The organism is Streptomyces sp. NPDC023573 (assembly GCF_055559735.1).
Map to the genome: position 1 here is coordinate 414,151 of NZ_JBVHKB010000002.1, position 26,514 is coordinate 440,664.

A 26,514-nucleotide genomic window follows, 5' to 3' on the forward strand; every position below is an offset into this window, starting at 1 on the left:
ATGTCCTCTGGGAGTCTCACATCGGCGGGGCGTGTCCCTCTCACCCGGCCCGACGTCTCGACGCTGCGGACGAAGCAGGGCGCGTGGGTCGGCGTCGGCACGTCCTCGTTCACCGTGAAGGGAGTGTCCGCCTTCCAGGTCGTCTCGACGCTGTTGAGCCGGTCGGACGGCAGCCGTACCGAAGGTGAGCTGCTGGAGGAGTTCCCGGCCGGGTCTCGCCCCGCGGCCTCGCGCGTCCTGCACGCGCTGGTGGCGCGCCGGTGCGTGACCGTGCTGGACGCGCCGCTGTCGCAGCAGGCCGGCGACAGGGGTCCGGCGTCACAGTGGCTGATTCCGTACCTCTCCCAGCTGACGGACGAGCCGGTGCGCGCACTGGACCGCGTCCTCGCGACCTCCCTGCACCTCCACGGCCGACCCGCGTGGCTCGACCGGCTGCGCCGCCTGCTGGAGGCAGCGCCGCTGTCCGGCCCCGAGACCGCGTTCCACCCGGTCGCGGCGCAGGAGACGCCGGAGGTGACGCCCTGGTGGGAGAACGCCGGACTGGTCGTGGTCGACGCGGACGGTCTCCCGTACGAGCACACCCTGCGGCTGCAGGACTCGCTGCTCGGACGCGGTGTTCCGCACGGCATCGTGGGCGAAGCGCACGGACGCCGTTGGCTCCTGTGGTCCGACGCGAGCACGACCGGCTGCTGGGAGTGCCTGTGCCGGTACGGCCGTACGCCCGCGCCCTCGCCCGAGGCCGCCTCCCCGGGCGGTACCGCGCCCGCCGGCCCCGCGTCCCCCGCGGTGGACGACGCCTTCGCAGCGGCGCTGATCCACGCGGTCTACCTGCGTGGCGCCGGACTCGGCGGGCACCCGGAAGCGGCGGCGGCCCTGTCGATGCCCCTGACCACGGACGTGCCGACGGTGCAGACGCATCCGGCGTGGCCGGCGGCGGGGTGCCGCTGCCACCGCGCGGTGGCGCCGCCGGCCGCCGGTGACGACGCGGACGACCCGGGCGAGGTGCTGGTCCGCAGAAACATCGTCAGCCCCGAGGACGACAGCCGCCTGGACGACGTGCACGAGCGGATCATCGCCACCCTGCGCGGCTGGACCGACGAATTCCTCGGCCCCTTCCGGTACCTGGACGGTGGTGACCTTTCGCAGGTCCCCTTCGGGCGGGCCACGTCCACGTCCCTCGTCGGGCTTGCCGGCTCATGCCGGACCCACGAGCTGACCACCGCCGCCCTGTCGCCCCGCGAGGCGATCTACCAGGCGGCGCTGAACACGCTGGAGGGGTACGCGCGCCCCGGGGCAGGCGCCGGGTGGTCGACGAACGAGGCGCTCTACCGCGCTCTGCTGAAGCGTTCGCTGGCACAGTCGGCGGACGCGGTCATGTGGCAGCGCCTGACCGACGACGACCTCGGGCACGGCGAGTGCGCCGGATTCGGCCGGTACATCCTGCGAGCCGTCGGACGCGACCGTGGCGGGGAGGTGTGGGAGTGGTCCGGCACCCGGCTGCCGGACGGCGTCCACCGGGTCACCGGCCGTGCCGACGGCCGCCCGGAGGTGCGGGGCGCGGGCGCCTGCTACGCGGAGGCGGTCTCCATGGCACTGCTCGGCCTGGTCAACGACGCCGCCGCCGTGGTCCCGCTCAACCCGCACTTCCGCACCTGGCCGGAGGTGTGGCAGCACATCGACCGGCCCGCGTACGCCGAGGTGACGGCGCACACCGTTCCTTTCGCGCAAGGCAAGGCCCGACTGGTGGAGGTCCTATGAGTGCCCGACCGCAGACCGCCCCGCCGGCCACCGGGCGGCCCGTGCCACCGGCCGCCGGACGGAGCGGCCCGCAGGCGGCCGACCTCGTCTCCGCCCTGTCCGCCGCCCCCGGCACCCCGCAGCCGGCGGAGGTGCTCCTCGGGCCGCTGACGGGCCCCGCCCGGGTACACACGGCCGAGAACGGGTCGGGGCGCGGTCTGGCCGTACTGCTGTGGTGCGGCAGCGTTCACGTCCTGGTCCACGACCTGGCGCACGAGGGCGACGGCGGATGCCCGCAGTGCCTGGCGTGGTTCCTCAGCAGGAGCGTGGAATCCGCCGAGCTGCCGTACGAGGAGATGTCCGGTACCGGGGCCTCGGGAGCCGCGCACGGCGACGTGTTCTGGCAACAGCTCGGCCCGGCACTGCGCGCGAGTGTCACCCGGCTCGCGGTACTGCTCCTGCGGGCGCCCTCCCCCGGCGGCGCGCTCGCCACGATCGACCGGGCGAGCGGCGCGGTGCGACAAGGACACGTACCCCCGCGGACGGGCTGCCCGGTGCGCACCCCCACGGCGACGACCACGATCGCCTTCGGTGCCGTGCCCGAGCTGCTGGAGAAGTCCGAAGGGGCGCTGCGGGCCCGGCGTCCGCTGCCGACGACCCTCACGGCCGACTACCTGGGACCGCACTCGATGTTCCGGGAACCGCTCTTCGACCTGGACGGCCCGCTGCCGCAGGCGCAGGTGGGCCTGCCGCTGGGCAACGGCATGCTGGAGCCCGGGATCGGGCGCAGCCTGAGCTTCGACAAGAGCCGGACGACCGCGGTGCTCGAAGGCCTGGAGCGGCACGCCGGGTTCTGTCACCAGCGGGTCGAGGGCACCGTGGAGGCCACGCTCGCGGAGCTGGGGGAGCGGGGCATCGACCCGCGCACCCTGGGACAGCACTCCGCCGAGCAGTACGCGCGGGAGGGCTTCCTCTGGGCCCCCCTGGGCCCGGCCGAGACGGTGGAGTGGGTTCCTCTCACGCCGCTCGGCGACGGGCCTGCCCGGTACCTGCCCGAGGTCGCGCTGTCGTGGGTGCGCCGGATCGGGGCCCGCCAACCGTTCTTCTACGACACGTCGAACGGTTTCGCGCTGGGCCAGAGCCACGAGGAAGCGACGCTGCACGGGCTGTTCGAGATCGTGGAACGGGACGCGTTCCTGCTCACCTGGTACCGCAAGCTGCTGCTGCCCGAACTGGTGCTGGGGCCGGGCGACAGCCACCTACGGGAACTGATGGACCGCGTCGAGGTGGTGACGGGGTTCCGGGTGCGTCTCTTCTGGGCGACGCAGGACATCGACATCCCGGTGGTGCTGGCTCTCGCCCAGCGCGACGCGGAGACGGGGCCCTGCACCCTCGTGTCGACCGCGACCAGCCTGTACCCGCGTGCGGCGGCCGAGTCGGCGATCTTCGAAGTGTCCGCGCGGGTGGCGTCCCTGCGGCACGTGTTCGACAAGGACCCGGTGCACAGGGAACGGCTCGCGGAGGACTTCGACGCGCTGGTCGAGATGGACGATCACAGCCTGCTGGGTGCGCTGCCCTCGTCCCGGGAGTGGTACGCGTTCCTGGACACGCCCGACAGGCCCGAGCTGTCCCTGACGGAACTGGCGGCGTCCGCCCCGGCGTTCGGCACCCTCGACAAGGATCTCGACCATGTGCGGGCGCGGATCGAGGCCACCGGCACGTACGCGTACGCGGCCGACGTCACCACGCCCGAGCTGCGCTGGCGCGGACTGGTCTGCACCCGCAGTTTCGTGCCCGGCTGCGTGCCCATGACGTTCGGGCACGGCACCCGCCGGCTCGAAGGGCTGCCACGGCTCCACGACGGGTCGCTGCCCCATGCCTCCCTGCTGCCCGACGACATGACTCCGGCGGGCGTTCCGCCCCACCCCTTTGCCTAGCCCGCTGGTGAGACGAGGAGTACCTTTCGTGCGATCGGATGAGTCTGCACTGAACCCCACCGCGCGGGTCAGTCCCTATGTGGTGTTCCGGCGAAGCCGGCTGCCCGTGGCCGCGCTGGAGGACCTGCGGTTCGACGGGCCCTGGGCCCGCATCGAGGAGAGCCGCCTGCTCGAGGAGGACTGTGCGCGGCGGGCGGGCGAACTGTCCGACCGGCTGTCCGTGCTCGTGCCGCAGGTGGCCCCGTCCGCGCGAGCCGAGCTGGTGCGGCTGCGCCGTGACGTCTTCAACCGGCGCGCGGAGCCTGCGGCCCGGCGGGTCGGGCTCGTGGAGCCGCACCTCGACGCGGACACGCTCGCCGCGGTACAGGAGTGGCTCGACCTCGTACGGCGGGCGCGGCGGAGCGAGGAAGAGGCGCAGGCGCAGTTCGAGGACAGGATGCGCGTCGCGCGCGCCGGCTTCGCCCGGATCCTCGACCACGACTCGATGGCCCGGAGCATCCAGCTCTCCGGCGACCAGCTGTACGAAAGTCTGCGCCGGTACACCTCCGGCGACATGGGCCAGGTCAAGCCGAGCCGGGCCCGGGTATTCGAATCGTCGCTGGTCAACTTCGCCTACCGTGCCGCGCTGAAGCCGTCGCCGTTCGGCCGGTTCACCGAGGTGGGGGCCTTCCCGCCCGACCTGCCGCAGGCCGTGGGCGCCGTGCCGGAGTCCCGTACGCACTCGACCACCACCCTGAACCGGGTGCTGGTGAACTGGCTGGCCGCCGGACTGCGGCGGGTCGACGGCGGCATCGATCTGTGCAAGGTGCTGCTGAACTCGTCACTGCGCGTGGACGAGAACAGGATCGAGTTCATCGGGCTGATCCCCGATTCCTCCGAGCACGGCCTCTCTGAGGCGGTCGTGCGGCTCAAGCGCGACAAGGTCGTCGACTGCCTGCTGCACGTCCTGTCCTCGGGCACGGCGACGGTGCCCGAGGTCCTCGCGGCGCTGACCACGCTGACCGGCAGCGACGCGACCAGCCGGAAGGCCCTGCGGGCCATGATGCGGATCGAGCTGCTGTACGTCAGTCCGGGCTTCGACGAGCAGGCGCCGGACTACTCCGAGCGGTTCGCGGAGGTCCTGCGCGCCAGGACGACCCCGCCGGTGTCCGTCCTGAGCGGTCATCTCGACACCCTCAGGGAGCTGGAGACGCAGCTGTCCGACGCCCCCGCGCAGAAGCGGGGACTGCTGCTGAGCGCCGCCGGGCAGGCCCTCACCGACGTCGCCGAGGTCTGCGAGATGGACCCGCCGCCCGCGGACATCTCCCGGGCGCCGGCGTACGAGGACCTGTGGACGCCGGACCCGCCCGCCACCTGGAGCCAGTCAGCCGTGACGGAGAACGTCCCGGCGCTGGAGAGTCTGTGGCGGCTGTCGTCGCTGCTCGACTACGGACACACGAAGCGGCTGGGGGTCTACCACTTCGCGTCCACCGTCTTCGGCGAGCGCGAGACGGTGCCCTTCCTCACCTTCTGCGAGCAGCTGGTGAAGCTGTCGGAGACCGAGCAGGACGCCGTGTTCTGGGGCCATGCCTCCCCTGCGGCGGGGAACTTCGTGGCGCAGCGCACCCGCGCCCTGATCGACCTGGGCAAGCAGTGCGTTCCCGAGGACGGCGTGGTCCGGCTGTCGCCGGAGGCGGTCACCGCGGCGTGTTCGGGCGTGGAGGACTGCGTCGACCCGGACTCCATCACCTTCCGCGTGCAGTTCGCCGGGGGCGGCCGCTCACCCGAGGTCGTCGTGAACGGCGTCCTGACCGGATTCGGCGTGTACTTCTCGCGTTTCGCGTCGTTCGTCGAGGGCTCCCCCGCCGAGGGCTGGACGCTGCGGAACGCCGTGAGGGAGCACCTGCGCAAGGCCTTCCCGGGGCAGGTGGACCTCAACATGGTCGCCGGGCTCAACTTCAACCTGCACCCGCCCCTCACCGACCGGGTGCTGAACTACCCCGGCACCTGGCCCACCGCGCCGGAGCTGAAGGCGTACAGCCTCGACACGCTCGCGATCCGGATCGACCACGAGAACCGCGGGCTGCTCCTGTGGGACCCCGAGCGCGACGAGCGCGTCCACCTGGCGCCGATGAACTTCCTGCTCCCCGTCGTGGTCCCGGTCCTCTACAACCTGATGGAGGTGCTGAGTCCGACGATCCGGTACAACTACGCGCCGATGGACGACATCGGCCGGGCGATGGGGCATCGCGGCTACCCGGACTCGTCGCCGCGGCTGATGGTCGGCGACGTGGTCGCCAGCCGGCGCACCTGGACGGTGCCCGCCCGCGAGATCCCCGAGCTGTCCGAGCTGAGCAAGGACTCGTACCCGGCGCTGCTGCGCTTCGACCAGTGGCGCCGCGCGAGGGGTCTGCCGCGCCACGTGTTCGTACTGACGCAGCGTCTGGACGAGTACAACCTGCTGTCCGGGCTGGTCGAGGAGATCCCCCGCGACTGGGCCGACTTCAGCCACCTGCACCGGGCGAGTGTCCACAAGCCCATGTACGTCGACTTCCGCAACCCGTACCTGGTGCGCAGCTTCGCCAAGTCCGCGCTGACGCGGGACGACGTCTACGTGTCCATCCGGGAGTGCATTCCGGCCCCCGACGAGTACGGCGGTCCCGGACCGGCGGCAGCAGAGGAGTTTTTCGTTGAGCTCTACAGGGACTGAACGCACCCACGCCGGCGCGTGGTCGCCGCTCCACGTCTACCTGCCGATGTCGCTGCAGCCCGGCTTCCTGCGGGACGTGATCCGCCCGGTCGTCCACGAGGCCGGAGTGCAGGACCGCTTCTGGTACCTGCGGTACTGGCAGGGGGGCCCGCACATCAGGTTCCGGCTCCACGACGTGTCGGAGCAGGTGGTGGAGTCGGTACGCGGCAGGCTGGCGGCGGCGATGCCGGATTTCGACGCGGAGCAGCGCGCCGAGTACGCGCAGCAGTCCTCCCACCAGCCCGGACTGGCCGCACTCGAAGGGGCGGAACCCGAAGAGGTCAGGGCGGCGGGCACCGTGGAAGCGGCCGTCTACTCACCCGAGTCCGCGAAGTACGGCGGCGCCACGGGACTGCGCATCGCCGAGGAGCTCTTCCGTTCGACGTCGAACGCGGCCCTCGGCCTCCTCGCCGCCCTGTCGGACCGCCAGCTCGCGTCCTCGCCTACGGGACCTGCCCTGCGCGTCATGGCCATGTCCCTCAAGGGGTCCGGGCTGGACATGGCGCAAAGCCAGGACTTCCTCGGCCGGTACGAGGAGGACTGGCGCAGCTGGGTGCCGCCCGGCTACGACGAGAACTGGCCAAAAATCTACGACAGGACTCGTTCGAAAGTGGAGGAGCTGTGCCGGGCGGTCTGGATCGACGGATCCACCGATGTCTTTCACGACATCTACGCCCAGGCGCTGAGATCCGCCAGGAAGGCGCAACCAAGATCAGCGGACGGTGACGTCGCGGAGCTTGTCCTGGAAGGAACTCCGTACGCCCACTGCCTGGCCAACTACATACACACCACCAACAACCGTCTCGGGATCCTGCCGGTCGCGGAGGCATTCCTGGCGTACATAATCCGCCGGGCACTATCCGAACTCAAGATCGATACCCCTGTCGAAACCGAGCGGAGTGCGAGACTCCACTCGTGACTCTTTTCGGCCTGATTGCTTTTCCCTCTACAAATCCCGTTGTCCCTCGGTACGATGCTTAGGTATCAGAAACCGCATAAGGAGGTGTTCCAAGTGGACGCAGTGGAATCGCTCGACCTGAACGCGCTGGAGATCTCGGACCTCATCGAGGACTCGAACTACAGCGACGAAACGCTGTCGCAGGCAATGGCAGCTTCGACCACGACCACGGGCTGTACGACCAGCTCGTGCTCGTCTTCGTCGTCCTGACCGGACAACGAAATTCGTCACGGTCGGCGGGTTTCATTCACCGAATGCACACCCGCCGGCCGTGACAACCCGGGAACTGGAAACCCAAGGGAAGTGACTCCGATGAATTCTTCGGAAGAGCTCGACCTGAACGCTCTGGAAATCTCGGATCTGATCGACGAGCTGGGCCGCGACAACGAAACCCTGTCGCAGGTCATGGCGGCATCGTGCGTGGGTACCGCCTGCGCATGCAGCTCGACGTCCTCGTCGTCCTGACCCGGACCACGAGACCACTGCCGACGGGGGGCTCGCGCAGTACGCCCCCCGTCGGCGGTGACACACCCAGCGGTTCCTGCCCCCGCGGACAGGCGCGTCGTGACCGATGGAGGTACGCATGCATGTCTTCGTGACGATCCCCCTCGACAGAGGTGACGCGGCTCTGTCACGGAACATCCGCGGTCTCCTCACCGACCTCTTCGGGCCGCGGCAACCGCCCTGGCCCGGCGACCACTACTTCGTTCGCACCTGGGACCGGACGGACGGCGTCGACTGTCTCCAGGTCAGCCTCCAGTCCGACACGGCCGGCGCCGACGAGGCACGTGACCGTGTCCGACGCGCCACGGACGCCCGCGGCCTGCGGCCGACCGTGACGGAGATCCCCTACGAGGCGATCCCTTCACCGCTGTGGAACTCCGGTATCGGCGGGGACGGTTTCGACGCCGCCGCGAAGGCCCTGTACCGCGCCGTGACGCCCGTTCTCGTCCGGAGCGTCTCGTCGATGGGCGACGACACGGCCAGGGCGTACACGCTGGCGCTGGACCTGATGGTGGCGAACGCGGCAGCCACCGTGCGGGAGTCCGAACAGCGGCAGGTGTCCTCCCGCGGCTTCGGTGAACTGCTCAGCCTGCGGATGCTCAGCTACCGCTCGCACTACGAGGGCGCGAAGAACGCGATGGCCAAGGACCCTGACGCCTTCGAGCGCCGCTGCGCCGCGTACTACGACAGGCTCGGCCCGCACGCCCGGGAGTTCATCCGCGGCTGCGCCGCGTCACCGGAGGCCGTACCCGGCGACGAGCCGGCCCGGGCCTGGGCGGAGATCGTGGGCGCTCGTTTCGCAGCGCTGCGCGAGGAGTGCCGAGCGGGCCGCATCACCCATTTCGGCCCCACTCTCGACGACTTCAACGAGAACCACGACGATCAGATGTCGCCCAGCAGCTTCCACGCACAGAAGCTGTCCGCGGAGATGTCGGACCTGCTGCATCGGAGCCCGGACTTCCTGGCGTACCGCATTCAGGCGAGCCTGCTGTACAGCTGCCTCCACACGATGGGATTCGGTCTGGCCGAGCGATATCTGTTCTGCTACGTCCTCGCGCGCGCCAACGAGGAAGTCGCAGGAAAATCAACCGAAGAGCTGGCGCAAGGACTCGACGCCGTCGCCCAGGAGATGGCAACCCGACAGGATGTCACCACCAGCCGCCTTCATCAGGCGCACCATGAATCCGTTGAAGCCATCGTCAAGCAGAAATAGAAATTGCGGGGGCGAACCATGCGCATTACTCTCGTCAATGTTCCGTGGAGCCCGATCGGGTTTCCCTCAGTGGCTCTCGGTCTGCTCAAAAGCCTCACTCTCAAGGAATTTCCCGACGCCGAGGTAGATGTTATCTACGGAAACCTCGACTTCGTGGACTGGGTCACGTCCCGTGTGCCCGAATTCAATTACGAGGACTACCGGTACTACGACCTGGAAAGCTGCTACATCGGAACCGGCGACTGGGTGTTCTCCTCGGCCCTCTATCACGACCCGAAGTGGAAGGTCCCGGAGTTCCTGGAGCAATTCGGCCCCCGGGCGGAGGCCGACCAGGGACAGGATCTGGCGCACGGCACGAGCGAGGAACGCCGGATGCGGACCACGCTCTGGCTGCACGAGCACGTCGAGGAGTTCACCGACGACCTGGCCCGCCGGATCGTCGCGGGCAAGCCCGAAGTCGTCGGCTTCACGACCACCTTCCAGACGCTCACCGCGTCGATGGCGGTGGCCCGGCGCGTCAAGGAACTCGCACCGGAGACGCTGACCGTGTTCGGCGGCGCCAACTGCGAGGGGTCGATGGGCGAGGCGCTGCACCGCAACTTCGACTTCGTCGACTACGTGGTCCGCGGCGAGGGAGAGCTGGCCTGGCCCGGCCTGCTGCGCGCGCTGAACGGTGAAGAGGCGTCCTTCGAGGCCGTGCCCGGGTTGTGCTGGCGGGACGGGAGCGGCACCTCGGTGCACAACCCCGTGAGCAAGAAGCCGCTGCCGCCGGCCGCGATGGTGATGCCCCACTACGACGAATACGTCGCGCAGTTCGGGAAGTCGCATGCCCGGTTCTGGCTGGAACCCCGGCTGGTCCTGGAGAGCTCCCGCGGCTGCTGGTGGGGCGAGAAGCACCACTGCACCTTCTGCGGTCTCAACGGCGCCAGCATGATGTTCCGCAGCAAGCGGCCCGAGCAGTTCTTCAACGACCTCGTGACGCTCACCGAACGGCACAAGATCCTCGACGTGATGATCGTCGACAACATCCTGGACATGTCCTACCTGGACTCCCTCCTCCCCCGGCTCGCCGAGGCGGACCTCGACCTGCGCCTGATGTACGAGATGAAGGCGAACATGAAGTACGAGCAGCTGGAGATCATCGCGAAGGGGGGGGTGGTCTGCGTCCAGCCCGGCATCGAGAGCCTCAACAGCAAGGTGCTGAAGCTCATGGACAAGGGTGTCTCCGGCTGCCTGAACGTACGCGTGCTCCGGGATGCCGAGTCGCTGGGCCTGACCGTCGCGTGGGCGTACCTCTACGGCTTCCCCGGCGAGACCGACGAGGACTACTCGAAGATCATCGAGCAGTTCCCCGTCCTGCACCACCTGGAGCCCGCCGGCGGCGACGACCGGCTCGCCGTCCAGCGCTTCGCCCCGTACTTCGAGAACCCCTCGCTCGGCTTCGACGAGCGGTGGGCGGCCCCCCAGTACGGACTCACCTACGACCTGCCCGAGAAGGAACTCTTCGACATCGCCTACATCTTCAAGGCGACGCACAAGGGCATCGGGAACGAGATGGCGTGGACCCTGCGCTCCAGCATGAACGAGTGGCGCGACGCCCACTGGCACAGTCAGCTGTCGTACTTCGAGACCGACGAGGGCATCACGCTGACCAACACCCGGCCGGGTTTCGACTGGGACGTGGTCCAGCTCACCACCGAGGTCGAGATCGCGCTCTTCCAGATGCTCGACCAGCCGAGGAAGCTCGAATACCTCCAGCGCGAGTGCACGAAGCGGTTCGGGACGTCCGACATCAGCTCCGTGATCGACCGGTGGATGGAGCTGGGGCTGCTCTTCACGGACGACGGCCGCCTGATCCACGTCGTCACCAGGGACCGTAACCAGAGGTTCATGCAGATCCGGGTGGGCCAGTCGCTGGCGGCGCGGCCGGAGACCGACCGCCCCGCAGTGTCCGCCCAGTCCGCAGCAGTGTGAGAGGCGAAGCCGCCATGACGACGATGCACGAGACCACGACCCTCCCCGGCGGCGGGTCCGACGTCCGGTTCAGCATGTGGCGCCACGGAGACGCGGCGGTACGCGTCCTGCCGGGGATGCACCTCGGCGACGCCGTGCTCGGTGCGGACATCGCGGACGAGGCCCGCCGGATCTACCAGTCGGGCGGGCGGTTCGTATCGATCGAGCCGACCGTCGACCTCGGGGGACGCGTGGGGACCGAGCACGTCATCCCCATACTCTCCTTCATCCGCGATCTCACCAGTTACGGCGTGGAAGTGGACTGGCGGGCGCAGCTCACGACGCCCGACGGTCCCGAGTGGTGGGTGTACAGCCACCTCTTCCCCCCGTCGGCCGTGGAGGGGCCGCGCGGCTCCGAGGCACTGGCCATCTGGCGGGCCAGGTACCACATCGGCCGGTGCTTCTACCGTCGCGGTCCCGGATATCTGCAGATCCGCGACCGCCGCCACGCCGGTCTGCGCCGGCTCACCGTCTCCGACGAGGCCTACGTCTCCGCTGTCGAGGCGCTGGCGGCCGGCCGCGGGAGCGACTCCGTGCCGGCCACGGCGATGAAGGTGTTCGAGAAGCACCACCTGGTCGTCCGGATCGGCGACGGCGTCTGGTGGGCGCCCTACCGCCTGCGGCGCTGGGCTTCGCCCTCCTGGGAGGTATGAGCGTGTACGTCAGCATCGTCCTGTGGAACCTGAAGAACTCCAAGGCCACGGTGGAGGACCTCCGCGAGTACCTGCGTGACTACGCGGTGGACGCGTTCTCCACGCTCAAGGGGATGCGGATGAAGACCTGGTTCGCGGACGCCGAGAGGGGCTACTGGGGGGCGGTGTACCTCTGGGACGGCGTCAACATGCAGGACCCGCTGTCGGTCAGCAAGGCGATCGACATCATCGGCTACCCGCCGACGTCCACCAGCGTCTTCGCGGTCGAGGCCATCGCGGAGGGCGTCAGCGTGATCGAGTCGTTCGCCGGTGTCGGCCGCGCCTTCGAAGAGGCACCGGCGGCGGACCCGGACGCACCCGCCGCCGACCCTGCCGGGGAACCGGCGTGAACGCGGCGGCACGTCGTACGGCCGGGGCACCGTAACGCCTCACGCACCGAAGGCCCGTAGGACCCGGTCTCAGCCGAGGCCGGCTCGTACGGGCCTTCCGTGTGTCTGCGGGCACGGCAGAGGGCCCGTACGACGTGATGTCGTACGGGCCCCTGCTTCGTGCGATGCGCTCAGTTCAGCGCGACCGGGACGACCCGATCCTCAAGCAGTCGGAACTACTTGGTGATCTTGGTGACCTGGCCGGCGCCCACCGTACGACCACCCTCACGGATGGCGAACTTCAGGCCCTCTTCCATGGCGACCGGCTGGATCAGCGCGACGTCCATGAGGGTGTTGTCACCCGGCATGACCATCTCGGTGCCCTCGGGAAGGGTCACAACGCCCGTCACGTCCGTGGTACGGAAGTAGAACTGCGGGCGGTAGTTGTTGAAGAACGGGGTGTGACGGCCACCCTCGTCCTTCGACAGGATGTAGGCCTGGGCCTGGAACTCGGTGTGCGGCGTGACCGAACCCGGCTTGATGATGACCTGGCCGCGCTCGACGTCCTCGCGCTTGATGCCACGAAGCAGCAGACCGACGTTCTCACCGGCCTGGCCCTCGTCGAGCAGCTTGCGGAACATCTCGATGCCGGTGACCGTGGTGGTGGTCTTCTCCTGCTTGATGCCCACGATGTCAACGGTCTCGTTGACCTTGAGGACACCACGCTCGATGCGGCCGGTGACGACCGTACCGCGACCGGTGATCGTGAAGACGTCCTCGATGGGCATGAGGAACGGCTTCTCGACGTCACGCTCGGGCTGCGGGATGGACTCGTCGACGGCCTTCATCAGGTCGAGAACGGTCTTGCCCCACTCGGCGTCGCCCTCGAGGGCCTTGAGCGCCGAGACCTTGACGACCGGAAGGTCGTCGCCCGGGAACTCGTACTCGGAGAGGAGCTCACGGACCTCGAGCTCGACGAGCTCCAGGATCTCCTCGTCGTCCACCATGTCGGCCTTGTTCAGCGCGACGACGATGTACGGCACGCCTACCTGGCGGGCGAGGAGCACGTGCTCCTTCGTCTGCGGCATCGGGCCGTCGGTGGCCGCGACCACGAGGATGGCGCCGTCCATCTGCGCCGCACCCGTGATCATGTTCTTGATGTAGTCGGCGTGACCCGGGCAGTCGACGTGCGCGTAGTGACGCGACTCCGTCTGGTACTCGACGTGCGCGATCGAGATCGTGATACCGCGCTGACGCTCCTCAGGAGCCTTGTCGATCTGGTCGAAGGCCGAGGCCTCGTTCAGGTCCGGGTACGCGTCGTGCAGCACCTTGGTAATGGCGGCCGTGAGGGTCGTCTTACCGTGGTCGATGTGACCGATGGTGCCGATGTTGACGTGCGGCTTAGTCCGCTCGAACTTTGCCTTCGCCACTGGGGTCCTCCTGAGTGGTTCTGTACGCCTTGCTTCATCGGCGCCAGGTGATCTTTGCTGGAATGCCGGTGCCGGGGGCATGCGCCGCACTGCGACGCATGCCCTACCGGGCTCCGGTGACAAGCCTAAAGCGTGAGCTCGGAAGAGTTACTCGCCCTTGGCCTTCGCGATGATCTCCTCGGCGACGTTCCGCGGAACCTCGGCGTAGGAGTCGAACTGCATCGAGTAGCTTGCGCGACCCGAGGTCTTGCTGCGGAGGTCTCCGACGTAGCCGAACATCTCCGAGAGGGGCACGAGGCCCTTCACGACGCGAGCGCCGTGGCGCTCCTCCATGGCCTGGATCTGGCCACGGCGGGAGTTGATGTCGCCGACCACTTCACCCATGTAGTCCTCGGGTGTGGTGACCTCGACGGCCATCATCGGCTCGAGGAGCACGGGGGACGCCTTGCGGGCACCCTCCTTGAACGCCTGCGAACCGGCGATCTTGAAGGCGAGCTCCGAGGAGTCGACCTCGTGGTAACCACCGTCGAGAAGGGTGACGCGGACGCCCACCATCTCGTAGCCGGCCAGGATGCCGAACTGCATGGCTTCCTGGGCACCCGCGTCCACCGAGGGAATGTACTCACGGGGGATGCGGCCACCGGTGACCTTGTTGACGAACTCGTAGGACGCGTCGCCACCCTCGATGGGCTCGATGGCGATCTGCACCTTCGCGAACTGGCCGGTACCACCAGTCTGCTTCTTGTGCGTGAAGTCGATGCGCTCGACGGCCTTGCGGATCGTCTCGCGGTACGCGACCTGGGGCTTGCCGACGTTCGCCTCGACGCGGAACTCGCGCTTCATGCGGTCGACGAGCACCTCGAGGTGAAGCTCGCCCATACCACCGATGATGGTCTGGCCGGTCTCCTCGTCGGAGTGCACCTGGAAGGAGGGGTCCTCCTCCGAGAGGCGCTGGATGGCGACACCCAGCTTCTCCTGGTCACCCTTGGACTTGGGCTCGATGGCGACCTGGATGACCGGTGCCGGGAAGTCCATGGACTCCAGGATCACCGGGTTCTTGTCGTCACACAGCGTCTCACCGGTGGTGGTCTGCTTCAGGCCCATGACGGCGACGATGTCACCGGCGCCCACCGAGGGGATCTCCTCACGCTTGTTCGCGTGCATGCGGTAGATCTTCCCGATGCGCTCCTTCTTGCCCTTGACCGAGTTCAGCACCGCGGTGCCGGCCTCGAGGCGACCGGAGTAGATCCGGACGAAGGTGAGCTTGCCGAGGTGCGGGTCGCTCGCGATCTTGAACGCCAGGCCGGAGAACGGCTCGTCGTCCGAGGGCTTCCGCTGGATGACCTTCTCCGGGTCCTTGACGTCGTGGCCCTCGATGGCCTCGACGTCCAGGGGGGAAGGCAGGTAGCGGACGACCGCGTCGAGCAGGGGCTGGACGCCCTTGTTCTTGAACGCCGTGCCACAGAAGACGGGGGTCACGGTGACGGAGTCGGCCGAGCCCTTCGACGCGAGGGTGATCCGACGGATCGCCTCGTGCAGCTGCTCCTCGGTGGGCTCTTCGCCCTCGAGGTACAGCTCCATCATCTGGTCGTCGTTCTCCGAGACGGCCTCGAGGAGCTTGCCGCGCCATTCCTCGGCGGCCTCCTTGAGGTTGTCCGGGATCTCGACGGTGTCGTACATCTCGCCCTTGACGGCCTCTTCGGGGTACACGAAGGCCTTCATCGTCACGAGGTCGACGACGCCGCGGAAGTCGGCCTCCGCGCCGATGGGGAGCTGCATGACGATCGGGACAGCGCCGAGGCGCTGGACGATCATGTCGACGCAACGCAGGAAGTCGGCGCCCGTACGGTCGAGCTTGTTGACGAAGCAGATACGCGGCACGCCGTAGCGGTCCGCCTGACGCCAGACAGTCTCGGACTGGGGCTCGACGCCGGCCACACCGTCGAACACGGTGACGGCACCGTCGAGGACGCGGAGCGAACGCTCCACCTCGACGGTGAAGTCGACGTGACCGGGGGTGTCGATGATGTTGATGGTGTGGTCAACATCATTGAGCGGCCAGTGGCAGGTCGTCGCGGCCGACGTGATCGTGATGCCGCGCTCCTGCTCCTGCTCCATCCAGTCCATCGTGGCTGCGCCGTCGTGGACTTCACCGATCTTGTACGAGACGCCGGTGTAGAAGAGGATCCGCTCAGTGGTGGTCGTCTTGCCCGCGTCGATGTGGGCCATGATCCCGATGTTGCGGACCTTGGCCAGGTCAAGCGAAGTGGTGGCCATAAGGCTCAATCTTCTCTCGGTCTCGATGGGGTGAGCGACTACCAGCGGTAGTGCGCGAAGGCCTTGTTGGACTCGGCCATCTTGTGGGTGTCCTCGCGCTTCTTGACGGCAGCGCCAAGACCGTTGGAGGCGTCGAGCAGCTCGTTCATGAGGCGCTCGGTCATGGTCTTCTCGCGGCGGGCGCGGGAGTAACCGACGACCCAGCGGAGCGCGAGGGTGGCGGCACGACCGGGCTTGACCTCGATCGGCACCTGGTAGGTGGCGCCACCGACACGGCGGGACTTGACCTCGAGCGAGGGCTTGACGTTCTCAAGCGCGCGCTTCAGCGTGATGACCGGGTCTGCGCCGGTCTTCTCGCGGAGGCCTTCCATGGCGCCGTACACGATCCGCTCGGCGGTGGAACGCTTGCCGTCGAGGAGGATCTTGTTGATCAGCGAGGTGACAAGAGGAGAGCTGTAGACCGGGTCGATGATGACCGGGCGCTTCGGGGCGGGGCCCTTACGAGGCATTCTTACTTCTCCTTCTTGGCGCCGTAGCGGCTGCGGGCCTGCTTGCGGTTCTTGACACCCTGGGTGTCGAGCGAGCCGCGGATGATCTTGTAACGAACACCCGGCAGGTCCTTCACACGGCCACCACGCACGAGCACGATGGAGTGCTCCTGCAGGTTGTGTCCCTCACCCGGGATGTAGGCCGTGACCTCGATACCGGAGGTCAGACGCACACGCGCGACCTTACGGAGGGCCGAGTTCGGCTTCTTCGGGGTGGTCGTGAACACACGCGTGCAGACGCCACGACGCTGGGGCGAACCCTCGAGCGCGGGCGTCTTGTTCTTCTCGACCTTGTCCTGCCGGCCCTTCCGGACCAGCTGCTGGATCGTAGGCACTACTTCTCCGGTTTCTGTGTGCCGTTCGGTGAAACTAACCTGGAACAGTCACCGACCCACGCGGTCGGGTGTGTCGAACACTGCACGCCCCTGCTGGAAGGCAGACGGAACACAGATTGCGGTGGCCACTTACGGACTCGCCATGCGGTTGAGGACACGCACCCGAGCCCAGGCACACCCCAGGCACAAGGCTTGAGCGTACCTACCTCACGGAGCTGGGTCAAAACAAATGCCCCGGGACCGACCGCCTTCTCCCCGAGCCCGGGACGGTCCGGCCCGCGTCACAGGGACTCGCCGTCCGGAGTGACGGGCGCCGTGCCCCCCGCCGGCCGGCGGGACGGGGGACGCAGCCGCGGGATCGTGGGCACGCGGGAGGTGCGGCTCTTGGGGACCAGGGCGGGGGCGGGTGCCTGGGGACGGTCCGCCTTTTCGCCGCCGGCCGCGGGTCCGGGCCGGGCGGACCGCTCGTCCACGGCACCGTCCTCCCGGTTCCGGTCGTCCGCGCCGCGGGTGGCCGCGTCGCGGCCCTGCTGACGCAGAGGAATCACGGCCGCCTGCCCGGGCACGCCTCTCACCAGACGTAACGCCCGCCCGCCGGCGGCCCTCGCCTCCTGGAGCGCGGGTTCGTAGTGTGCGGCGGCGTCGCGCCACCCACTGGAGTAGGCGCGCAGCTCCCGTCGCTCCATCTCCTCCCGCAGCAGCACCATGACCTCGTCCGGAGCGTGGCTCTCCAGGTGCCGGCCGAGTGCGGCGAGGAGCCCGGAGAGCGTGTCCGGCGCGTCGGCGGGGGCATCGTCCGCCCGGTGTCCGGCCGGAGCGAGGTCCTCGGCGGCGGGAGCGGCGTCCTCGGCACGGGCGCCCAGGGGCACGGCGGGGCCGGCCACGGCGTCCGCCGGGGGCACGGTGTCCCCAGGGGAATCCTCGGGGATGTCTTCCGCGGCGGGCTCTTCGGCCGGAACCCGGGATCGCCCGTTACGCCTCACCACGCGCGCCCCCTCCCGTCCAGCCCGAATCACACACGGGCGGACACATGGGTCATCGCCGCGTCATGCCTGCTGGAGCGGGGGGACAGGCCGGCTCAGCTTACGGGCCGGTTCCGGCGACGGCTCCTACGGGGACGTTTCATGATCCACCGGAGGGGCCGGGCAGCGGAGCGGTGGCGCCGGGCGACGGGAGCCCGGCAGGCCGGGGGCGGGCGGGGCAGGTCAGTCGGAGGCGAGCGGTGTCCGGCTCCCGGAGGCCCTGACGGCTTCCGGGGGCAGGAACTGGCCGGCGATCCTGATGAACATCGCCCGCTGGTCCGCCGCGACCCCGAGGCCGTCCGCCGCCTCCTCCAGTGTGAGGCGCCGCCCGCCCGCGGGGGCCTGGCCGACCGACGGCAGCGGCAGGTCCTCCTCGGTGAGCCGGCCCGACTGGATGAGCATGTCGCGCACCGGGACCTGGAGCACCTGGGCCAGCCGGCGCGTGGTCTCGAGGTCGGGCATGCTCTGGCGCTGGAGCAGCCGCGTGATGGCCGCCCGGTGGACTCCGGCCTCGTCTGCGAGGCGTGATTTTCCGCCACCGCGCGGGCTGTCGATGTCGAAGCCGCGCCGGCGGATCAGCTCTTCGATCCAGGTCGCGAAGCGGTCGAGTTCGCCTGTGGTCATGAGCGGTCGCCTCCCTCCGAAGCGGACTTCAGCGTATCGCGCTTGCGCGCACAGAATTACCCGCTCGCACCGTCTCGTTTGTGAAGTTTCGGTTGACATAAAGGCAGGCCGCTTCGCCCTATTGCCCTTGCGAGCGAGCGCGCAACATGCGAACGTGCGATCCCGCAACAAGTTGCGCCGGGGAGAAGGGACCACCCATGACCACACGCGCCGACAACGAGAAGACCGAGACGACCGCCCGTGACGCCGTGCTCTGGATCGAACTGCTGCTGAAGCAGTTCCCCGAGCTGCTCGGCGAGCTGGCGCCGGCCCACCGCTCCCCCTCCGCGCCGCCGCCGTCGGACGGGCCGGGGCGGTCCGCCCCGCAGGGCCGCTCCCGCGCCGAGCGCGAGGAGGCCCTGCGCGCCGAACAGCTGCACGGCCTCACGCCGTCAGGCCCCACCACCGCCCCGCTGCGGCTGCACGTCTCCGACGCCATCCGCGACATCACCGACGGCGTGGTGGAGCTCGACGAGGCCGTGCACGACCGGCTCCGCCTGCCGCGCCCCCGCCGCGCCCAGGTGGCCGAACGGCTGCTCCGCGTCGCCTCACTGCTCGGCCAGGCGGCCGGGGACGCCCTGCTCACGGCACACATCCGGGACGAGGTCCGCCGGATGGCGAGGCGCTGCACACGCGTCCTGGGCTCGGCCGAGCCGGTGGTGCGGGTCCGCGGGCGCTGCCCCTGGTGCGGCTCGGTCTCCCTGCGCGCCTTCCCGGCCCGGCGGGCGGTGCTGTGCGTCAACCCGGCCTGCCGGTGCGCCGACCGGGAGTGCGACTGCCGTACGGACCCTGCCCACCGGCACGCCTGGAGCGAGGGCGCCTGGGCGCGGCTGGCGGCGGAGTCCGGCGCAGACCTCACGGAACTGACCGGCTCGACGGCGGACACCGCGGAGCGGGAGGTACGCCGATGACGGCCGCGACCCTGATCACGGGAGCACTGGCCGCCGACGAAGCGGGCGTGACCCCGGCGACGATCCGCAAGTGGGTCCAGCTGGGCCGCCTCTCCCCGGCGGGGAAGCAGGGCCGGGCGCAGCTGTTCCGGCTGGAGGACGTCTTCGCGGCGGAGCGTGCCGCCCGGCGGAAGCCGCGTACGGCCGGCTGAGAAGAACCGGCGACAGGGGGAGGGGCAGGCCCGTGCGGGCCTGCCCCTCCCCCTGTCGCCGTGTCCGGACCTCGCTGGGGCTACATGCGGAACACCTGGGCACCCTCGTCCTTGCCCCCGGTGGTCAGCGCCACCGCCTCACCCCAGCCGCTGCGGAACCCCCGCGTCTCCGCCTCCACGGCGATCCTCGCTCCGACCTTGCTCACGACGGCGGTGAGCGTCCGGGCGACGTCAGCGGTGTACGTACCCGACTCCCCCGACTCCGCGGCCACTTCGACCACGGCGGCCATGACATCGGCCAGCCTCTCCTGGGCACTGATCACCATCGCGCTCCCGTCCACACCTGTTCCACTTCCTTGTTCCGCACGCCCAGTAACGGCGCTCCGTGCTTCAGAACCGCCACCTCTCGAATGCATGTTCGATAGCCGCAGACTAACGCACCTGGCCTGTCATATGCGGGAGTTGCGCTCCGCCTTAAGTTGCCGATCCGCACTAGGTGGTTGCGCGCACGCACGTTATGCGTCACAGTTGGTGCAGCGGCGGAGCTGCGCCCACCTTCCCTCCAGGGCGCGGCTCCGCCGTTCCCGTACCCGTACGCCCATCGGCCGGACGGCCGCGAACAGGAGTGATGCCCCGCCATGAGTTCACCCCCGAGCACCTTCCCCGACGTGGAGGCCATCGTCGTGGAGCTCCTCTCCGACCGCCCGGATCTCGCGGAAGCGGTCGTGGACGAGACTCCCCCGGCGGGCTTCGACGGCACCCAGCCGGCGGTGATCGTCAGCCGGCGCGGCGGCGCCTGGATCGACGACCTGCACCTCGACCAGCCGCTCATCGAACTGGAGGCCTACGGGCCGGACAAGGTGACGGCGCACCGCCTCGCGAACGCCGCCCGCGCCGAGCTGCTCTCGGCGGTCGGCCGGACGTACGGCACGAACGTCGTGATCACCGACGTGGTCGAGGCCGACGGCCCGCGCTGGCTGCCGGAGTACCTGTACCCGGCCGCCAACCGCTACCTCACCGTGCTCCGGGTCTCCCTGCGCATCGGCTGACCCGGCGCCCCCGGACGCCCCACGGCGTCCCACCCGGCGCGATTCCGCGCCCCACAGACGAGGCCCCGCCGCCGGCGGGGCCTTCGCCGTACCCACGGCAGGCACCACCACCCAGGAAATCCATCCCAAGGAGTCATCCATGGCAGGCAACAACTCGTCCGAGATCCGCGTCGCCGGTACCGGCCGCATCCTCGTCGCGAACCTCAACGCCCCTCTCCCGGACGCGTTCTCCGACAATCCGTCGGCCGACTGGGGCCCGGAGTGGACCGATCTCGGCTACACCTCCACGGACGGGGTGACCTTCTCCAAGAAGGACAAGCTGGACCCGGTCGAGACGTGGCAGTCGATCAGCCCGGCCCGGTTCGTCTACGCGGACCGCGACCTGACGCTGAAGTTCTCGATGCTGCAGTTCAACGAGGACACGCTGCCCTTCTTCCTGGGCGGCTCCGGGAGTGACATCCGCCGGGGCTCGGCCGGTTCGGACATCGTCCAGTTCGACGTGCCGGACGGCCCGACCTTCGACGAGCGCGCCCTCGGCCTGGAGTTCACCGACGGCACGGCGGTCACCTACCGCTTCGTCATCCCGCGCGGCCAGGTGACGGCCACCGACGACATCAAGCTGGCCCGCAAGGCCGCCGCGATGCTCGGCGTCACCTTCACCGCGCTCTCCCCGGGCGACGGCCAGGCACTCGCGACCTTCGTCATGAAGGACGCCGCGTACGCGGTGCCGACCGAGGCCTGATCCCCCGCCGGGCGGGGCCGGTCCGCCCGGCCCCGCCCGGCACCCCGCTCACACCACCACACAAGGAGACTCCCCAGCCATGGCTTCATTCGACGTCAACGCGGCCCGCGCCCAGCGCATGGAGGCGCTCGGCCGCTCCTGGTCCTTCGACCTGGACGACGACACCTTCGAACTGCCGACGGAACTCGGCCGCACCACCGCCAGGTCACTCCGCTCCCTCGACGACAACGACGTCGACGGCCTGCTGAAACTCCTGCTGGGCGAGGAGCAGTTCGCGCGCTTCGAGCAGCACGACATCACCATGCAGGACATCGCCGCGATCCTGGAGGCGTACGGCAAGGAGACCGGGCTCGGCCTGGGGGAAGGCTGAGCCTCGACGCGTTCGCCGAAGAACACGCCGAGGCGCTCGAAGCCGACCTGCTGCGGCACTACGGCGTGGACCTGCTCGACTGGTACCGCGGCCGGCTGACCTCACGCCGGCTCGCGGTGCTGGTCAAGCACATGCCACGCGACAGCGCCGTAGCGCAGGAGCTCCACGGTGACGGTGCCGAATGGACGGTGACGGACTACCTCCTGGCCGCCGCCGTGGACCATCTCGCCGCCGCCAACTGGATGTTCGCCTCCGTCAACACGGACGAGGACTCCGATCCGCCGGAGCCGCCGGTGCCCGTGCCGAGGCCGGGGGACGACGACGGGCCCGCGGAACCGTCCGTGGAGGACTCCCCGCCGCCCGGAGGGCCCTCACGCGCGGAGCTCATGCGCTTCTTCGTCTGAACGGTCCCGTGGCGCCTCAGCGGACTCCGGTTCACCAGGTGAGAACAGCCCCGACGACGGCGGCCGCCCACAGCGTCCCCATGACAACCGTCAGCGCGGTGTCGTAGCCCACCCTGCTGCCGACTTCGAACGACAGCATCGAGTGCTCCGGATTCTTCCGGTCATGGATGACCTCTACGACGTCACCTACGTCCACGGGTGCGACGGAATACCGCGAGGAGCGGACCGACAGGTCCTCCCCGCACTCCGCGGGATATGTACAGATTGCACCTACATAGCCGCCACTGGGCCAGTAGTGGTTCACGCATTCACCCTCCACCCGCACACCGGTGGATTCGAGCCGCCGCGCCTTGCGCAAGGCGTAGAGGTTGGTGACCAGCACAAGAGACGTGGCACAGATCATGACAATGAGAAATATTCTCACCGCGAGCACGGAGGACCTCCCGACACGAAGACAGAGGAACACGCCGAGGCTCTCGAAGCCGGCCTGCCGCGGCGCCACGGTGTGGACCGCTCGGCCGGCACTCCGGCCGTGGGCCATCTCGCCACCGCCAACTGGATGTTCGCCTCCGCCAACACGGACGCGGACTCCGATCGGGCGGAGCTCATGCGCTTCCTCGCCTGAGCCGGGCCCTCCTCACGGCTGCGCCTCACCGGAGGGCGACGACAAGGAGAACGGCCTCGACCAGGGTGAGCGTGATCAGATCCACGCGCTTCCAAAGGGGTTTACGGGCAGCGATGGCTGTCTCCACCCGACCCGGCGCCTGCGGGTCGTAGAGGACCGTCACGGTGTCACCGACCTGGGTGCCGGCCGGCACATCGCCCTCACCTGCGGAACAGGTCATCCGGCCGCCGTCCCGCAGGGAAAAGCTGAGAAGAAACGTGGGGCCGCCCCCCTGGGCGCGCCACTCACGTTCGTAACAGCGCGCCTCCGCCTCGACACCTCGCGCCCGCACCAGCAACCGCCGCCGGGTTATCCAGACGATGGCGACAAGGCCAAAAAGGGGCGGTATGAGAAGCAGGACATCCGAGTCCACGTGCAGCTCCTTCGAGGACAGTGCGGACAGCGATGGACCACATCACACCACACCCTGATCAAGGTGGTTGAGAGGTTATGGCAGAACCCACAAATGGAAAGCTCGCCGAAGACATCGCGGCAATCAGGGAGGACCTCGAAAAGAAGGCCGACAACTCGACCGTCGAGGGCCTCCTCAAACGATCGGACGTCAGACCGAAGGCTCTGATCGACGGACCGGACGATGCGGTCACGGCGGGCCAGGCAGCCGACTCCGGCGAGACAGCTACATCTCCGGCCAAACCGGACCAGCAGGACCTGGCTACACAACAGGAGCTTCAGGAAGCAACGGCGTCCAGCACCTGGACCGGCATCAAGCCGACCGAACTCGTGGGCATCGCAGTCGCCTGGCAGGCGTTGAAGCTTGAGGTTCCCACGCTGTTCAACCTCGAGATATTCACCGAGAAGCTGCTCGGAAACATCAACCTCTTCCCGAATGCGGAAGGGCGCGGATTTCACATCGCGCGAAACGAGTACGGGTTCCTGCTTCCGACCCGTAGGCCTGCCACCACGGAGGACCCGGGCGACGGGCAGCCCACACCCGCCGATCCAGCACGCCCGGGCGGGCAGCCCACACCCGCCGATCCGGCACGCCCGGCCGGACAGCCCACACCCGCCGATCCAGCACGCCCGGCCGGACAGCCCGCCCCCGGGCACCGGCGAACCGCACCTCCCTCGCCGGAGCCCCGGCCCAGGCGAGGCCGGGCGACACCAGCTCGGGCGGCCGATCCGGACCCTGAGCAGCAACGACGCCTCCAGGACTCACTGCGCCGTACGAACGATGAGAGCCGACGCGCCGCGGCAGGACTGCGGGACGCGAACGGGGCCGCAGCCGATCTCGCCAGGACCGTCTGAAGTACGGCTGTCACTACGACGGCGCGCACATCCACGGGAGACATCGAATGAACCTGACACAAGCCCTGGGGAGATCCTCCGGCGCCCTGCGGAAGTTCCGGTCGGAAGCCGAGAACGCCGCGAAGTCCACGAAAATACTCGCCACCGGTTCCAACAACGGCGACCGCGGGCTCAAGAAACTCAAGACCTCCGCCCAGGGCTCCGCCCGCGAACTCACCAAGATCCAGGGCGCCGCCGACAAGGCCGAGCGCTCCATGTCCAAGGCCGGCAAGACCGGCCAGAAGAGCGGCACCCAGGTCGGCAAGTTCAAGTCCGGGGCCGACAAGGCGTCCAAGGGCATGAAGGGGCTCAACAAGTCGATGAAGGGCAACCTCGTCGGCCAGCTGCTCTCCCTGCTCGCCCCGCTCGTCGAGAAGGTGGTCGAGATGGCCACCCGGTCGAAGACCATGCAGAAGGTCCTCAAGGTCGCCTTCGCCGCCATCAAGAAGGTCATCAGCTCCGTCATGAAGGCCGTCGGGCCGATCATGAAGAAGGCCGGCGCACTGATCAAGACGGTCTGGAACGGCATCAAGAAGGCGATCACCGTCGTCATCAAGGCCGTCGCCAAGGTCGTCACGACCTACTTCAACGCCTGGAAGAAGATCATCACGACGGTGATGAACGCCGTCAAGAAGGTGATCTCCAGCGTCTGGAACGGCATCAAGAAGATCATCACACCTGTCATCAACTGGATCCGCGACGTCATCCCCAGGGCCTTCAGCAGGGTCAAGGAGAAGCTGTCCAGCATCTGGGGCGGACTGCAGGGCATCGCCAAGCGGGCCTTCGACAAGATCACGGGGGCGGTGAAGGGCCCGATCAACTCCGTGATCCGGCTCATCAACTCCGCGATCGGCAGCCTCAACCGCATCAAGGTCTCGATCCCGGGCTGGGTCCCGGGCGTCGGCGGCAAGACCTTCGGCATCAGCCTGCCGAAGATCCCGCAGCTGGCGGCCGGCGGCATCGTCGCCCCGCGCAACGGCGGGGTGCACGCGATCGTCGCCGAGGCCGGTGAGGCCGAGGCCGTGCTGCCGCTGTCCAAGCTGGACCGGCTGCTGCGCCACACCGCCCGCCGGGCCAGGGCCGACTCGGTCAACGCCACGGCCGGAGCGGTCTCCGGTTTCCAGATCGAGAACTACTACGAGGCGTCCACGGCCGACCTCCAGGAGACGGCCACCGCTCTGCTCTTCCTGTCCAAGGCGCGCGGATGAGCGCCGCGGCGATCGGTGCGGGCGCGGATCCGTTCGCGGGAGTCGCCGGCGCGCTGAGTTCCTTCCGCGGCAGTCTCACCGGCGCCGCGCGGTCCGTACGGTCCGCGGCCCGGGGCATCAGCGGGGCCGGGTCAGCCGCCGCCCGGATCAAGGGCTCCGCCGCCTCCGCCGGCACCCAGCTCCGGCAGATCAAAACCGGTGCGGACAAGGCCGGGAAGTCCCTCACCAAGGCGGGCAGGACGGCCGGCCGTACGGCGACCCAACTCCGTACCGGCGGTAACAAGGCCCGCACCACCGTCGCACCCCTCAACTCCATCGCCACCGAGGGCGCCGCGTTCAGCGGAGTCGTCGGTGTGCTGGGCAAGGGCTCCGGCACGGTGTCCAAGCTCATGGGCCTCTTCGGCGGCGCACTCACCGTCGCCTCCGGCGCGATGACCGCCGTCAACGTCGCCATGCGCGCCAACCCGCTCGGGTTCGTCCTCGGCCTGGTCGCCCCGCTCGTCGGCTATCTCATCGAGTACGCGCTCAACTCGCAGACCGGCCAGAAGATCATGAAGCAGGTCTTCGACCATGTCCTCAAGGTGTTCCAGACCATCGGGAAGTTCCTCGGTCCCGTCCTCAAGGCGTACGCCACCGTGATCTCGGCCTACTTCAAGGCCGCCTTCGCGGTCGTCACCACGGTCCTGGCCGTGGTCGGCGCCCTCCTCTCCAAGGACTTCGACGGCACCCGGAACACCGTCACCTCCGCGACCAACGCCGTGTCCGGCCTCATCCGCCGGGCCTGGAGCGGCTTCCGTACGGTCATCCAGCCCGTCCTGGACTGGATCACGAAGAAGATCCCCGGCATGTTCACCCGGGTCAAGGACGCCATGTCCAAGACCCTGGACGGCATCGGCCGCTTCCTCAGCACCGGCATGCAGGGCGTCATGGCGGCCGTCACCGGGCCGGTCAAGGCGCTGATCTCCTTCGCCAACTGGGTCATCGACGGCCTCAACAAGCTCAGCTTCAACTTCTTCGGGAAGAAGTTCGGAGTCGACCTCCCGAAGATCCCGCAGCTCGCGGAGGGCGGCGTCGTCCAGCCCGCCGGGCCGGGCTCCGCATCACTCGTTCAGCCGCTGTCCGCGCTCAGCCGGCTCCGCCCCGCCGAAGCGGCACCACGCAGGACCGGCCCCACCGGCTCGACGGACCGCTCCCGGCTGCGCGCGTACCACGCCACCGAGGGCAACGGCCCGCTCGCCGTCGCCACCGACCTGCTGTTCCTGCACGGGGCGGCGGCATGAGCAC

28 protein-coding genes are annotated in these 26,514 nt (G+C 69.0%); 19 read left to right on the top strand and 9 right to left on the bottom strand.

The genetic code is table 11. From position 1 onward, the window contains the following. The 10 genes from ACZ32T_RS08420 to ACZ32T_RS08465 all read left to right on the top strand — a co-directional run bounded on the left by ACZ32T_RS08420 (position 1) and on the right by ACZ32T_RS08465 (position 12,132). A complete protein-coding gene (locus ACZ32T_RS08420) occupies positions 1 to 1,758 on the top strand; it encodes a hypothetical protein (RefSeq protein ID WP_467365956.1) in 1,758 nt (585 codons plus the stop codon). Beyond that, positions 1,755 to 3,674, top strand: coding sequence for a YcaO-like family protein (locus tag ACZ32T_RS08425; protein ID WP_467266728.1), 1,920 nt, complete (start codon positions 1,755 to 1,757; stop codon positions 3,672 to 3,674). Before ACZ32T_RS08420 ends, ACZ32T_RS08425 begins: the two co-directional genes overlap by 4 nt. Positions 3,675 to 3,702: 28 nt before the next feature. Next, positions 3,703 to 6,363: a lantibiotic dehydratase gene (locus ACZ32T_RS08430; protein WP_467365958.1), complete on the top strand. Its 2,661-nt coding sequence runs from the start codon at positions 3,703 to 3,705 to the stop codon at positions 6,361 to 6,363. Then, positions 6,344 to 7,321 (top strand): lantibiotic dehydratase C-terminal domain-containing protein, encoded by a 978-nt coding sequence (locus ACZ32T_RS08435; protein ID WP_467365960.1) that lies wholly within the window; start codon positions 6,344 to 6,346, stop codon positions 7,319 to 7,321. The genes ACZ32T_RS08430 and ACZ32T_RS08435 overlap by 20 nt, the downstream gene beginning before the upstream one ends. Positions 7,322 to 7,414: 93 nt before the next feature. Continuing rightward, the gene (locus tag ACZ32T_RS08440) at positions 7,415 to 7,570 is read left to right on the top strand and encodes a thiocillin/thiostrepton family thiazolyl peptide (protein ID WP_078651955.1); all 156 of its coding nucleotides are present in this window, start codon (positions 7,415 to 7,417) and stop codon (positions 7,568 to 7,570) included. A gap of 102 nt (positions 7,571 to 7,672) precedes the next feature. Beyond that, positions 7,673 to 7,825 (top strand): thiocillin/thiostrepton family thiazolyl peptide, encoded by a 153-nt coding sequence (locus ACZ32T_RS08445; RefSeq protein ID WP_078651956.1) that lies wholly within the window; start codon positions 7,673 to 7,675, stop codon positions 7,823 to 7,825. 118 nt (positions 7,826 to 7,943) lie between these two features. Next, the gene (locus ACZ32T_RS08450; RefSeq protein ID WP_467365961.1) at positions 7,944 to 9,077 is read left to right on the top strand and encodes a hypothetical protein; all 1,134 of its coding nucleotides are present in this window, start codon (positions 7,944 to 7,946) and stop codon (positions 9,075 to 9,077) included. Positions 9,078 to 9,095: 18 nt separating this feature from the next. Beyond that, on the top strand, positions 9,096 to 11,051 hold the full coding sequence (locus ACZ32T_RS08455) for a RiPP maturation radical SAM C-methyltransferase (protein WP_467266737.1): 1,956 nt from the start codon (positions 9,096 to 9,098) through the stop codon (positions 11,049 to 11,051). 14 nt (positions 11,052 to 11,065) lie between these two features. Next, positions 11,066 to 11,743 carry a DUF5825 family protein gene (locus tag ACZ32T_RS08460; RefSeq protein ID WP_467266739.1) on the top strand — a complete coding sequence of 226 codons (678 nt, stop codon included), beginning with the start codon at positions 11,066 to 11,068 and terminating at the stop codon, positions 11,741 to 11,743. Beyond that, the gene (locus tag ACZ32T_RS08465; protein WP_467266741.1) at positions 11,740 to 12,132 is read left to right on the top strand and encodes a hypothetical protein; all 393 of its coding nucleotides are present in this window, start codon (positions 11,740 to 11,742) and stop codon (positions 12,130 to 12,132) included. The genes ACZ32T_RS08460 and ACZ32T_RS08465 overlap by 4 nt, the downstream gene beginning before the upstream one ends. 215 nt (positions 12,133 to 12,347) lie before the next feature. On the opposite strand, the gene tuf is transcribed toward ACZ32T_RS08465, so the two are convergent. The 6 genes from tuf to ACZ32T_RS08495 all read right to left on the bottom strand — a co-directional run bounded on the left by tuf (position 12,348) and on the right by ACZ32T_RS08495 (position 18,347). Continuing rightward, entirely contained in the window at positions 12,348 to 13,541 is a 1,194-nt protein-coding gene (gene tuf, locus ACZ32T_RS08470) for an elongation factor Tu (RefSeq protein WP_467266743.1), read from the bottom strand. Between the two features lie 147 nt (positions 13,542 to 13,688). Further along, positions 13,689 to 15,818, bottom strand: a complete 2,130-nt coding sequence (gene fusA / locus ACZ32T_RS08475; protein WP_467266745.1) for an elongation factor G — start codon at positions 15,816 to 15,818, stop codon at positions 13,689 to 13,691. Positions 15,819 to 15,856: 38 nt separating this feature from the next. After that, positions 15,857 to 16,327 carry a 30S ribosomal protein S7 gene (gene rpsG, locus ACZ32T_RS08480; protein WP_018101248.1) on the bottom strand — a complete coding sequence of 157 codons (471 nt, stop codon included), beginning with the start codon at positions 16,325 to 16,327 and terminating at the stop codon, positions 15,857 to 15,859. Positions 16,328 to 16,329: 2 nt separating this feature from the next. Next, on the bottom strand, positions 16,330 to 16,701 hold the full coding sequence (rpsL, locus tag ACZ32T_RS08485; protein ID WP_003948652.1) for a 30S ribosomal protein S12: 372 nt from the start codon (positions 16,699 to 16,701) through the stop codon (positions 16,330 to 16,332). A 281-nt stretch (positions 16,702 to 16,982) separates the two neighbouring features. Continuing rightward, the gene (locus tag ACZ32T_RS08490) at positions 16,983 to 17,603 is read right to left on the bottom strand and encodes a hypothetical protein (protein WP_467365962.1); all 621 of its coding nucleotides are present in this window, start codon (positions 17,601 to 17,603) and stop codon (positions 16,983 to 16,985) included. Positions 17,604 to 17,906: 303 nt separating this feature from the next. Then, positions 17,907 to 18,347: a helix-turn-helix domain-containing protein gene (locus tag ACZ32T_RS08495; protein WP_467266749.1), complete on the bottom strand. Its 441-nt coding sequence runs from the start codon at positions 18,345 to 18,347 to the stop codon at positions 17,907 to 17,909. A 197-nt stretch (positions 18,348 to 18,544) separates the two neighbouring features. Between ACZ32T_RS08495 and ACZ32T_RS08500 the strand changes: the two genes are divergently transcribed. Together ACZ32T_RS08500 and ACZ32T_RS08505 are read left to right on the top strand one after the other, a co-directional pair. Further along, a complete protein-coding gene (locus ACZ32T_RS08500) occupies positions 18,545 to 19,297 on the top strand; it encodes a hypothetical protein (protein WP_467365964.1) in 753 nt (250 codons plus the stop codon). Next, positions 19,294 to 19,488 (top strand): MerR family transcriptional regulator, encoded by a 195-nt coding sequence (locus ACZ32T_RS08505; RefSeq protein ID WP_356714153.1) that lies wholly within the window; start codon positions 19,294 to 19,296, stop codon positions 19,486 to 19,488. Before ACZ32T_RS08500 ends, ACZ32T_RS08505 begins: the two co-directional genes overlap by 4 nt. A gap of 80 nt (positions 19,489 to 19,568) precedes the next feature. Here ACZ32T_RS08505 and ACZ32T_RS08510 read toward each other — a convergent pair whose 3' ends face one another. Then, positions 19,569 to 19,829: a hypothetical protein gene (locus ACZ32T_RS08510; protein ID WP_356707695.1), complete on the bottom strand. Its 261-nt coding sequence runs from the start codon at positions 19,827 to 19,829 to the stop codon at positions 19,569 to 19,571. Between the two features lie 297 nt (positions 19,830 to 20,126). On the opposite strand from ACZ32T_RS08510, the gene ACZ32T_RS08515 reads away from it, so the two are divergent. The 4 genes from ACZ32T_RS08515 (at position 20,127) to ACZ32T_RS08530 (ending at position 22,053) form a co-directional block, all read left to right on the top strand. After that, the gene (locus ACZ32T_RS08515) at positions 20,127 to 20,537 is read left to right on the top strand and encodes a hypothetical protein (RefSeq protein WP_356707696.1); all 411 of its coding nucleotides are present in this window, start codon (positions 20,127 to 20,129) and stop codon (positions 20,535 to 20,537) included. 139 nt (positions 20,538 to 20,676) lie between these two features. Beyond that, on the top strand, positions 20,677 to 21,279 hold the full coding sequence (locus ACZ32T_RS08520; RefSeq protein ID WP_467271504.1) for a phage tail tube protein: 603 nt from the start codon (positions 20,677 to 20,679) through the stop codon (positions 21,277 to 21,279). 79 nt (positions 21,280 to 21,358) lie between these two features. Further along, complete coding sequence (locus ACZ32T_RS08525) at positions 21,359 to 21,649, top strand: hypothetical protein (RefSeq protein WP_467365966.1); 291 nt, start codon at positions 21,359 to 21,361, stop codon at positions 21,647 to 21,649. Between the two features lie 65 nt (positions 21,650 to 21,714). Beyond that, entirely contained in the window at positions 21,715 to 22,053 is a 339-nt protein-coding gene (locus ACZ32T_RS08530; RefSeq protein WP_467271500.1) for a hypothetical protein, read from the top strand. 31 nt (positions 22,054 to 22,084) lie between these two features. Here ACZ32T_RS08530 and ACZ32T_RS08535 read toward each other — a convergent pair whose 3' ends face one another. Both ACZ32T_RS08535 and ACZ32T_RS08540 read right to left on the bottom strand, forming a co-directional pair. Next, the gene (locus ACZ32T_RS08535) at positions 22,085 to 22,555 is read right to left on the bottom strand and encodes a DUF3592 domain-containing protein (protein WP_467365968.1); all 471 of its coding nucleotides are present in this window, start codon (positions 22,553 to 22,555) and stop codon (positions 22,085 to 22,087) included. Positions 22,556 to 22,703: 148 nt separating this feature from the next. Next, positions 22,704 to 23,090, bottom strand: coding sequence for a DUF3592 domain-containing protein (locus ACZ32T_RS08540; protein ID WP_467271496.1), 387 nt, complete (start codon positions 23,088 to 23,090; stop codon positions 22,704 to 22,706). A gap of 77 nt (positions 23,091 to 23,167) precedes the next feature. Between ACZ32T_RS08540 and ACZ32T_RS08545 the strand changes: the two genes are divergently transcribed. The 3 genes from ACZ32T_RS08545 to ACZ32T_RS08555 are packed head-to-tail and all read left to right on the top strand — an operon-like array spanning position 23,168 to position 26,510. Continuing rightward, positions 23,168 to 23,983: a hypothetical protein gene (locus ACZ32T_RS08545; RefSeq protein WP_467365971.1), complete on the top strand. Its 816-nt coding sequence runs from the start codon at positions 23,168 to 23,170 to the stop codon at positions 23,981 to 23,983. A gap of 47 nt (positions 23,984 to 24,030) precedes the next feature. Continuing rightward, positions 24,031 to 25,230, top strand: coding sequence for a phage tail protein (locus ACZ32T_RS08550; protein ID WP_467271492.1), 1,200 nt, complete (start codon positions 24,031 to 24,033; stop codon positions 25,228 to 25,230). Beyond that, a complete protein-coding gene (locus ACZ32T_RS08555; RefSeq protein WP_467365973.1) occupies positions 25,227 to 26,510 on the top strand; it encodes a tape-measure protein in 1,284 nt (427 codons plus the stop codon). The genes ACZ32T_RS08550 and ACZ32T_RS08555 overlap by 4 nt, the downstream gene beginning before the upstream one ends. The last annotated feature ends 4 nt before the right edge of the window (positions 26,511 to 26,514 follow it).

What these genes read in the sequence shown, in the direction of transcription:
- ACZ32T_RS08420 (WP_467365956.1), top strand. Translation starts at nt 1, where the DNA reads ATGTCCTCTGGGAGTCTCACATCGGCGGGGCGTGTCCCTCTCACCCGG.
- ACZ32T_RS08425 (WP_467266728.1), top strand. Translation starts at nt 1,755, where the DNA reads ATGAGTGCCCGACCGCAGACCGCCCCGCCGGCCACCGGGCGGCCCGTG.
- ACZ32T_RS08445 (WP_078651956.1), top strand. Translation starts at nt 7,673, where the DNA reads ATGAATTCTTCGGAAGAGCTCGACCTGAACGCTCTGGAAATCTCGGAT.
- ACZ32T_RS08450 (WP_467365961.1), top strand. Translation starts at nt 7,944, where the DNA reads ATGCATGTCTTCGTGACGATCCCCCTCGACAGAGGTGACGCGGCTCTG.
- ACZ32T_RS08455 (WP_467266737.1), top strand. Translation starts at nt 9,096, where the DNA reads ATGCGCATTACTCTCGTCAATGTTCCGTGGAGCCCGATCGGGTTTCCC.
- ACZ32T_RS08460 (WP_467266739.1), top strand. Translation starts at nt 11,066, where the DNA reads ATGACGACGATGCACGAGACCACGACCCTCCCCGGCGGCGGGTCCGAC.
- ACZ32T_RS08465 (WP_467266741.1), top strand. Translation starts at nt 11,740, where the DNA reads ATGAGCGTGTACGTCAGCATCGTCCTGTGGAACCTGAAGAACTCCAAG.
- fusA (WP_467266745.1), bottom strand. Translation starts at nt 15,818, where the DNA reads ATGGCCACCACTTCGCTTGACCTGGCCAAGGTCCGCAACATCGGGATC.
- rpsG (WP_018101248.1), bottom strand. Translation starts at nt 16,327, where the DNA reads ATGCCTCGTAAGGGCCCCGCCCCGAAGCGCCCGGTCATCATCGACCCG.
- ACZ32T_RS08495 (WP_467266749.1), bottom strand. Translation starts at nt 18,347, where the DNA reads ATGACCACAGGCGAACTCGACCGCTTCGCGACCTGGATCGAAGAGCTG.
- ACZ32T_RS08500 (WP_467365964.1), top strand. Translation starts at nt 18,545, where the DNA reads ATGACCACACGCGCCGACAACGAGAAGACCGAGACGACCGCCCGTGAC.
- ACZ32T_RS08505 (WP_356714153.1), top strand. Translation starts at nt 19,294, where the DNA reads ATGACGGCCGCGACCCTGATCACGGGAGCACTGGCCGCCGACGAAGCG.
- ACZ32T_RS08515 (WP_356707696.1), top strand. Translation starts at nt 20,127, where the DNA reads ATGAGTTCACCCCCGAGCACCTTCCCCGACGTGGAGGCCATCGTCGTG.
- ACZ32T_RS08520 (WP_467271504.1), top strand. Translation starts at nt 20,677, where the DNA reads ATGGCAGGCAACAACTCGTCCGAGATCCGCGTCGCCGGTACCGGCCGC.
- ACZ32T_RS08525 (WP_467365966.1), top strand. Translation starts at nt 21,359, where the DNA reads ATGGCTTCATTCGACGTCAACGCGGCCCGCGCCCAGCGCATGGAGGCG.
- ACZ32T_RS08545 (WP_467365971.1), top strand. Translation starts at nt 23,168, where the DNA reads ATGGCAGAACCCACAAATGGAAAGCTCGCCGAAGACATCGCGGCAATC.
- ACZ32T_RS08550 (WP_467271492.1), top strand. Translation starts at nt 24,031, where the DNA reads ATGAACCTGACACAAGCCCTGGGGAGATCCTCCGGCGCCCTGCGGAAG.
- ACZ32T_RS08555 (WP_467365973.1), top strand. Translation starts at nt 25,227, where the DNA reads ATGAGCGCCGCGGCGATCGGTGCGGGCGCGGATCCGTTCGCGGGAGTC.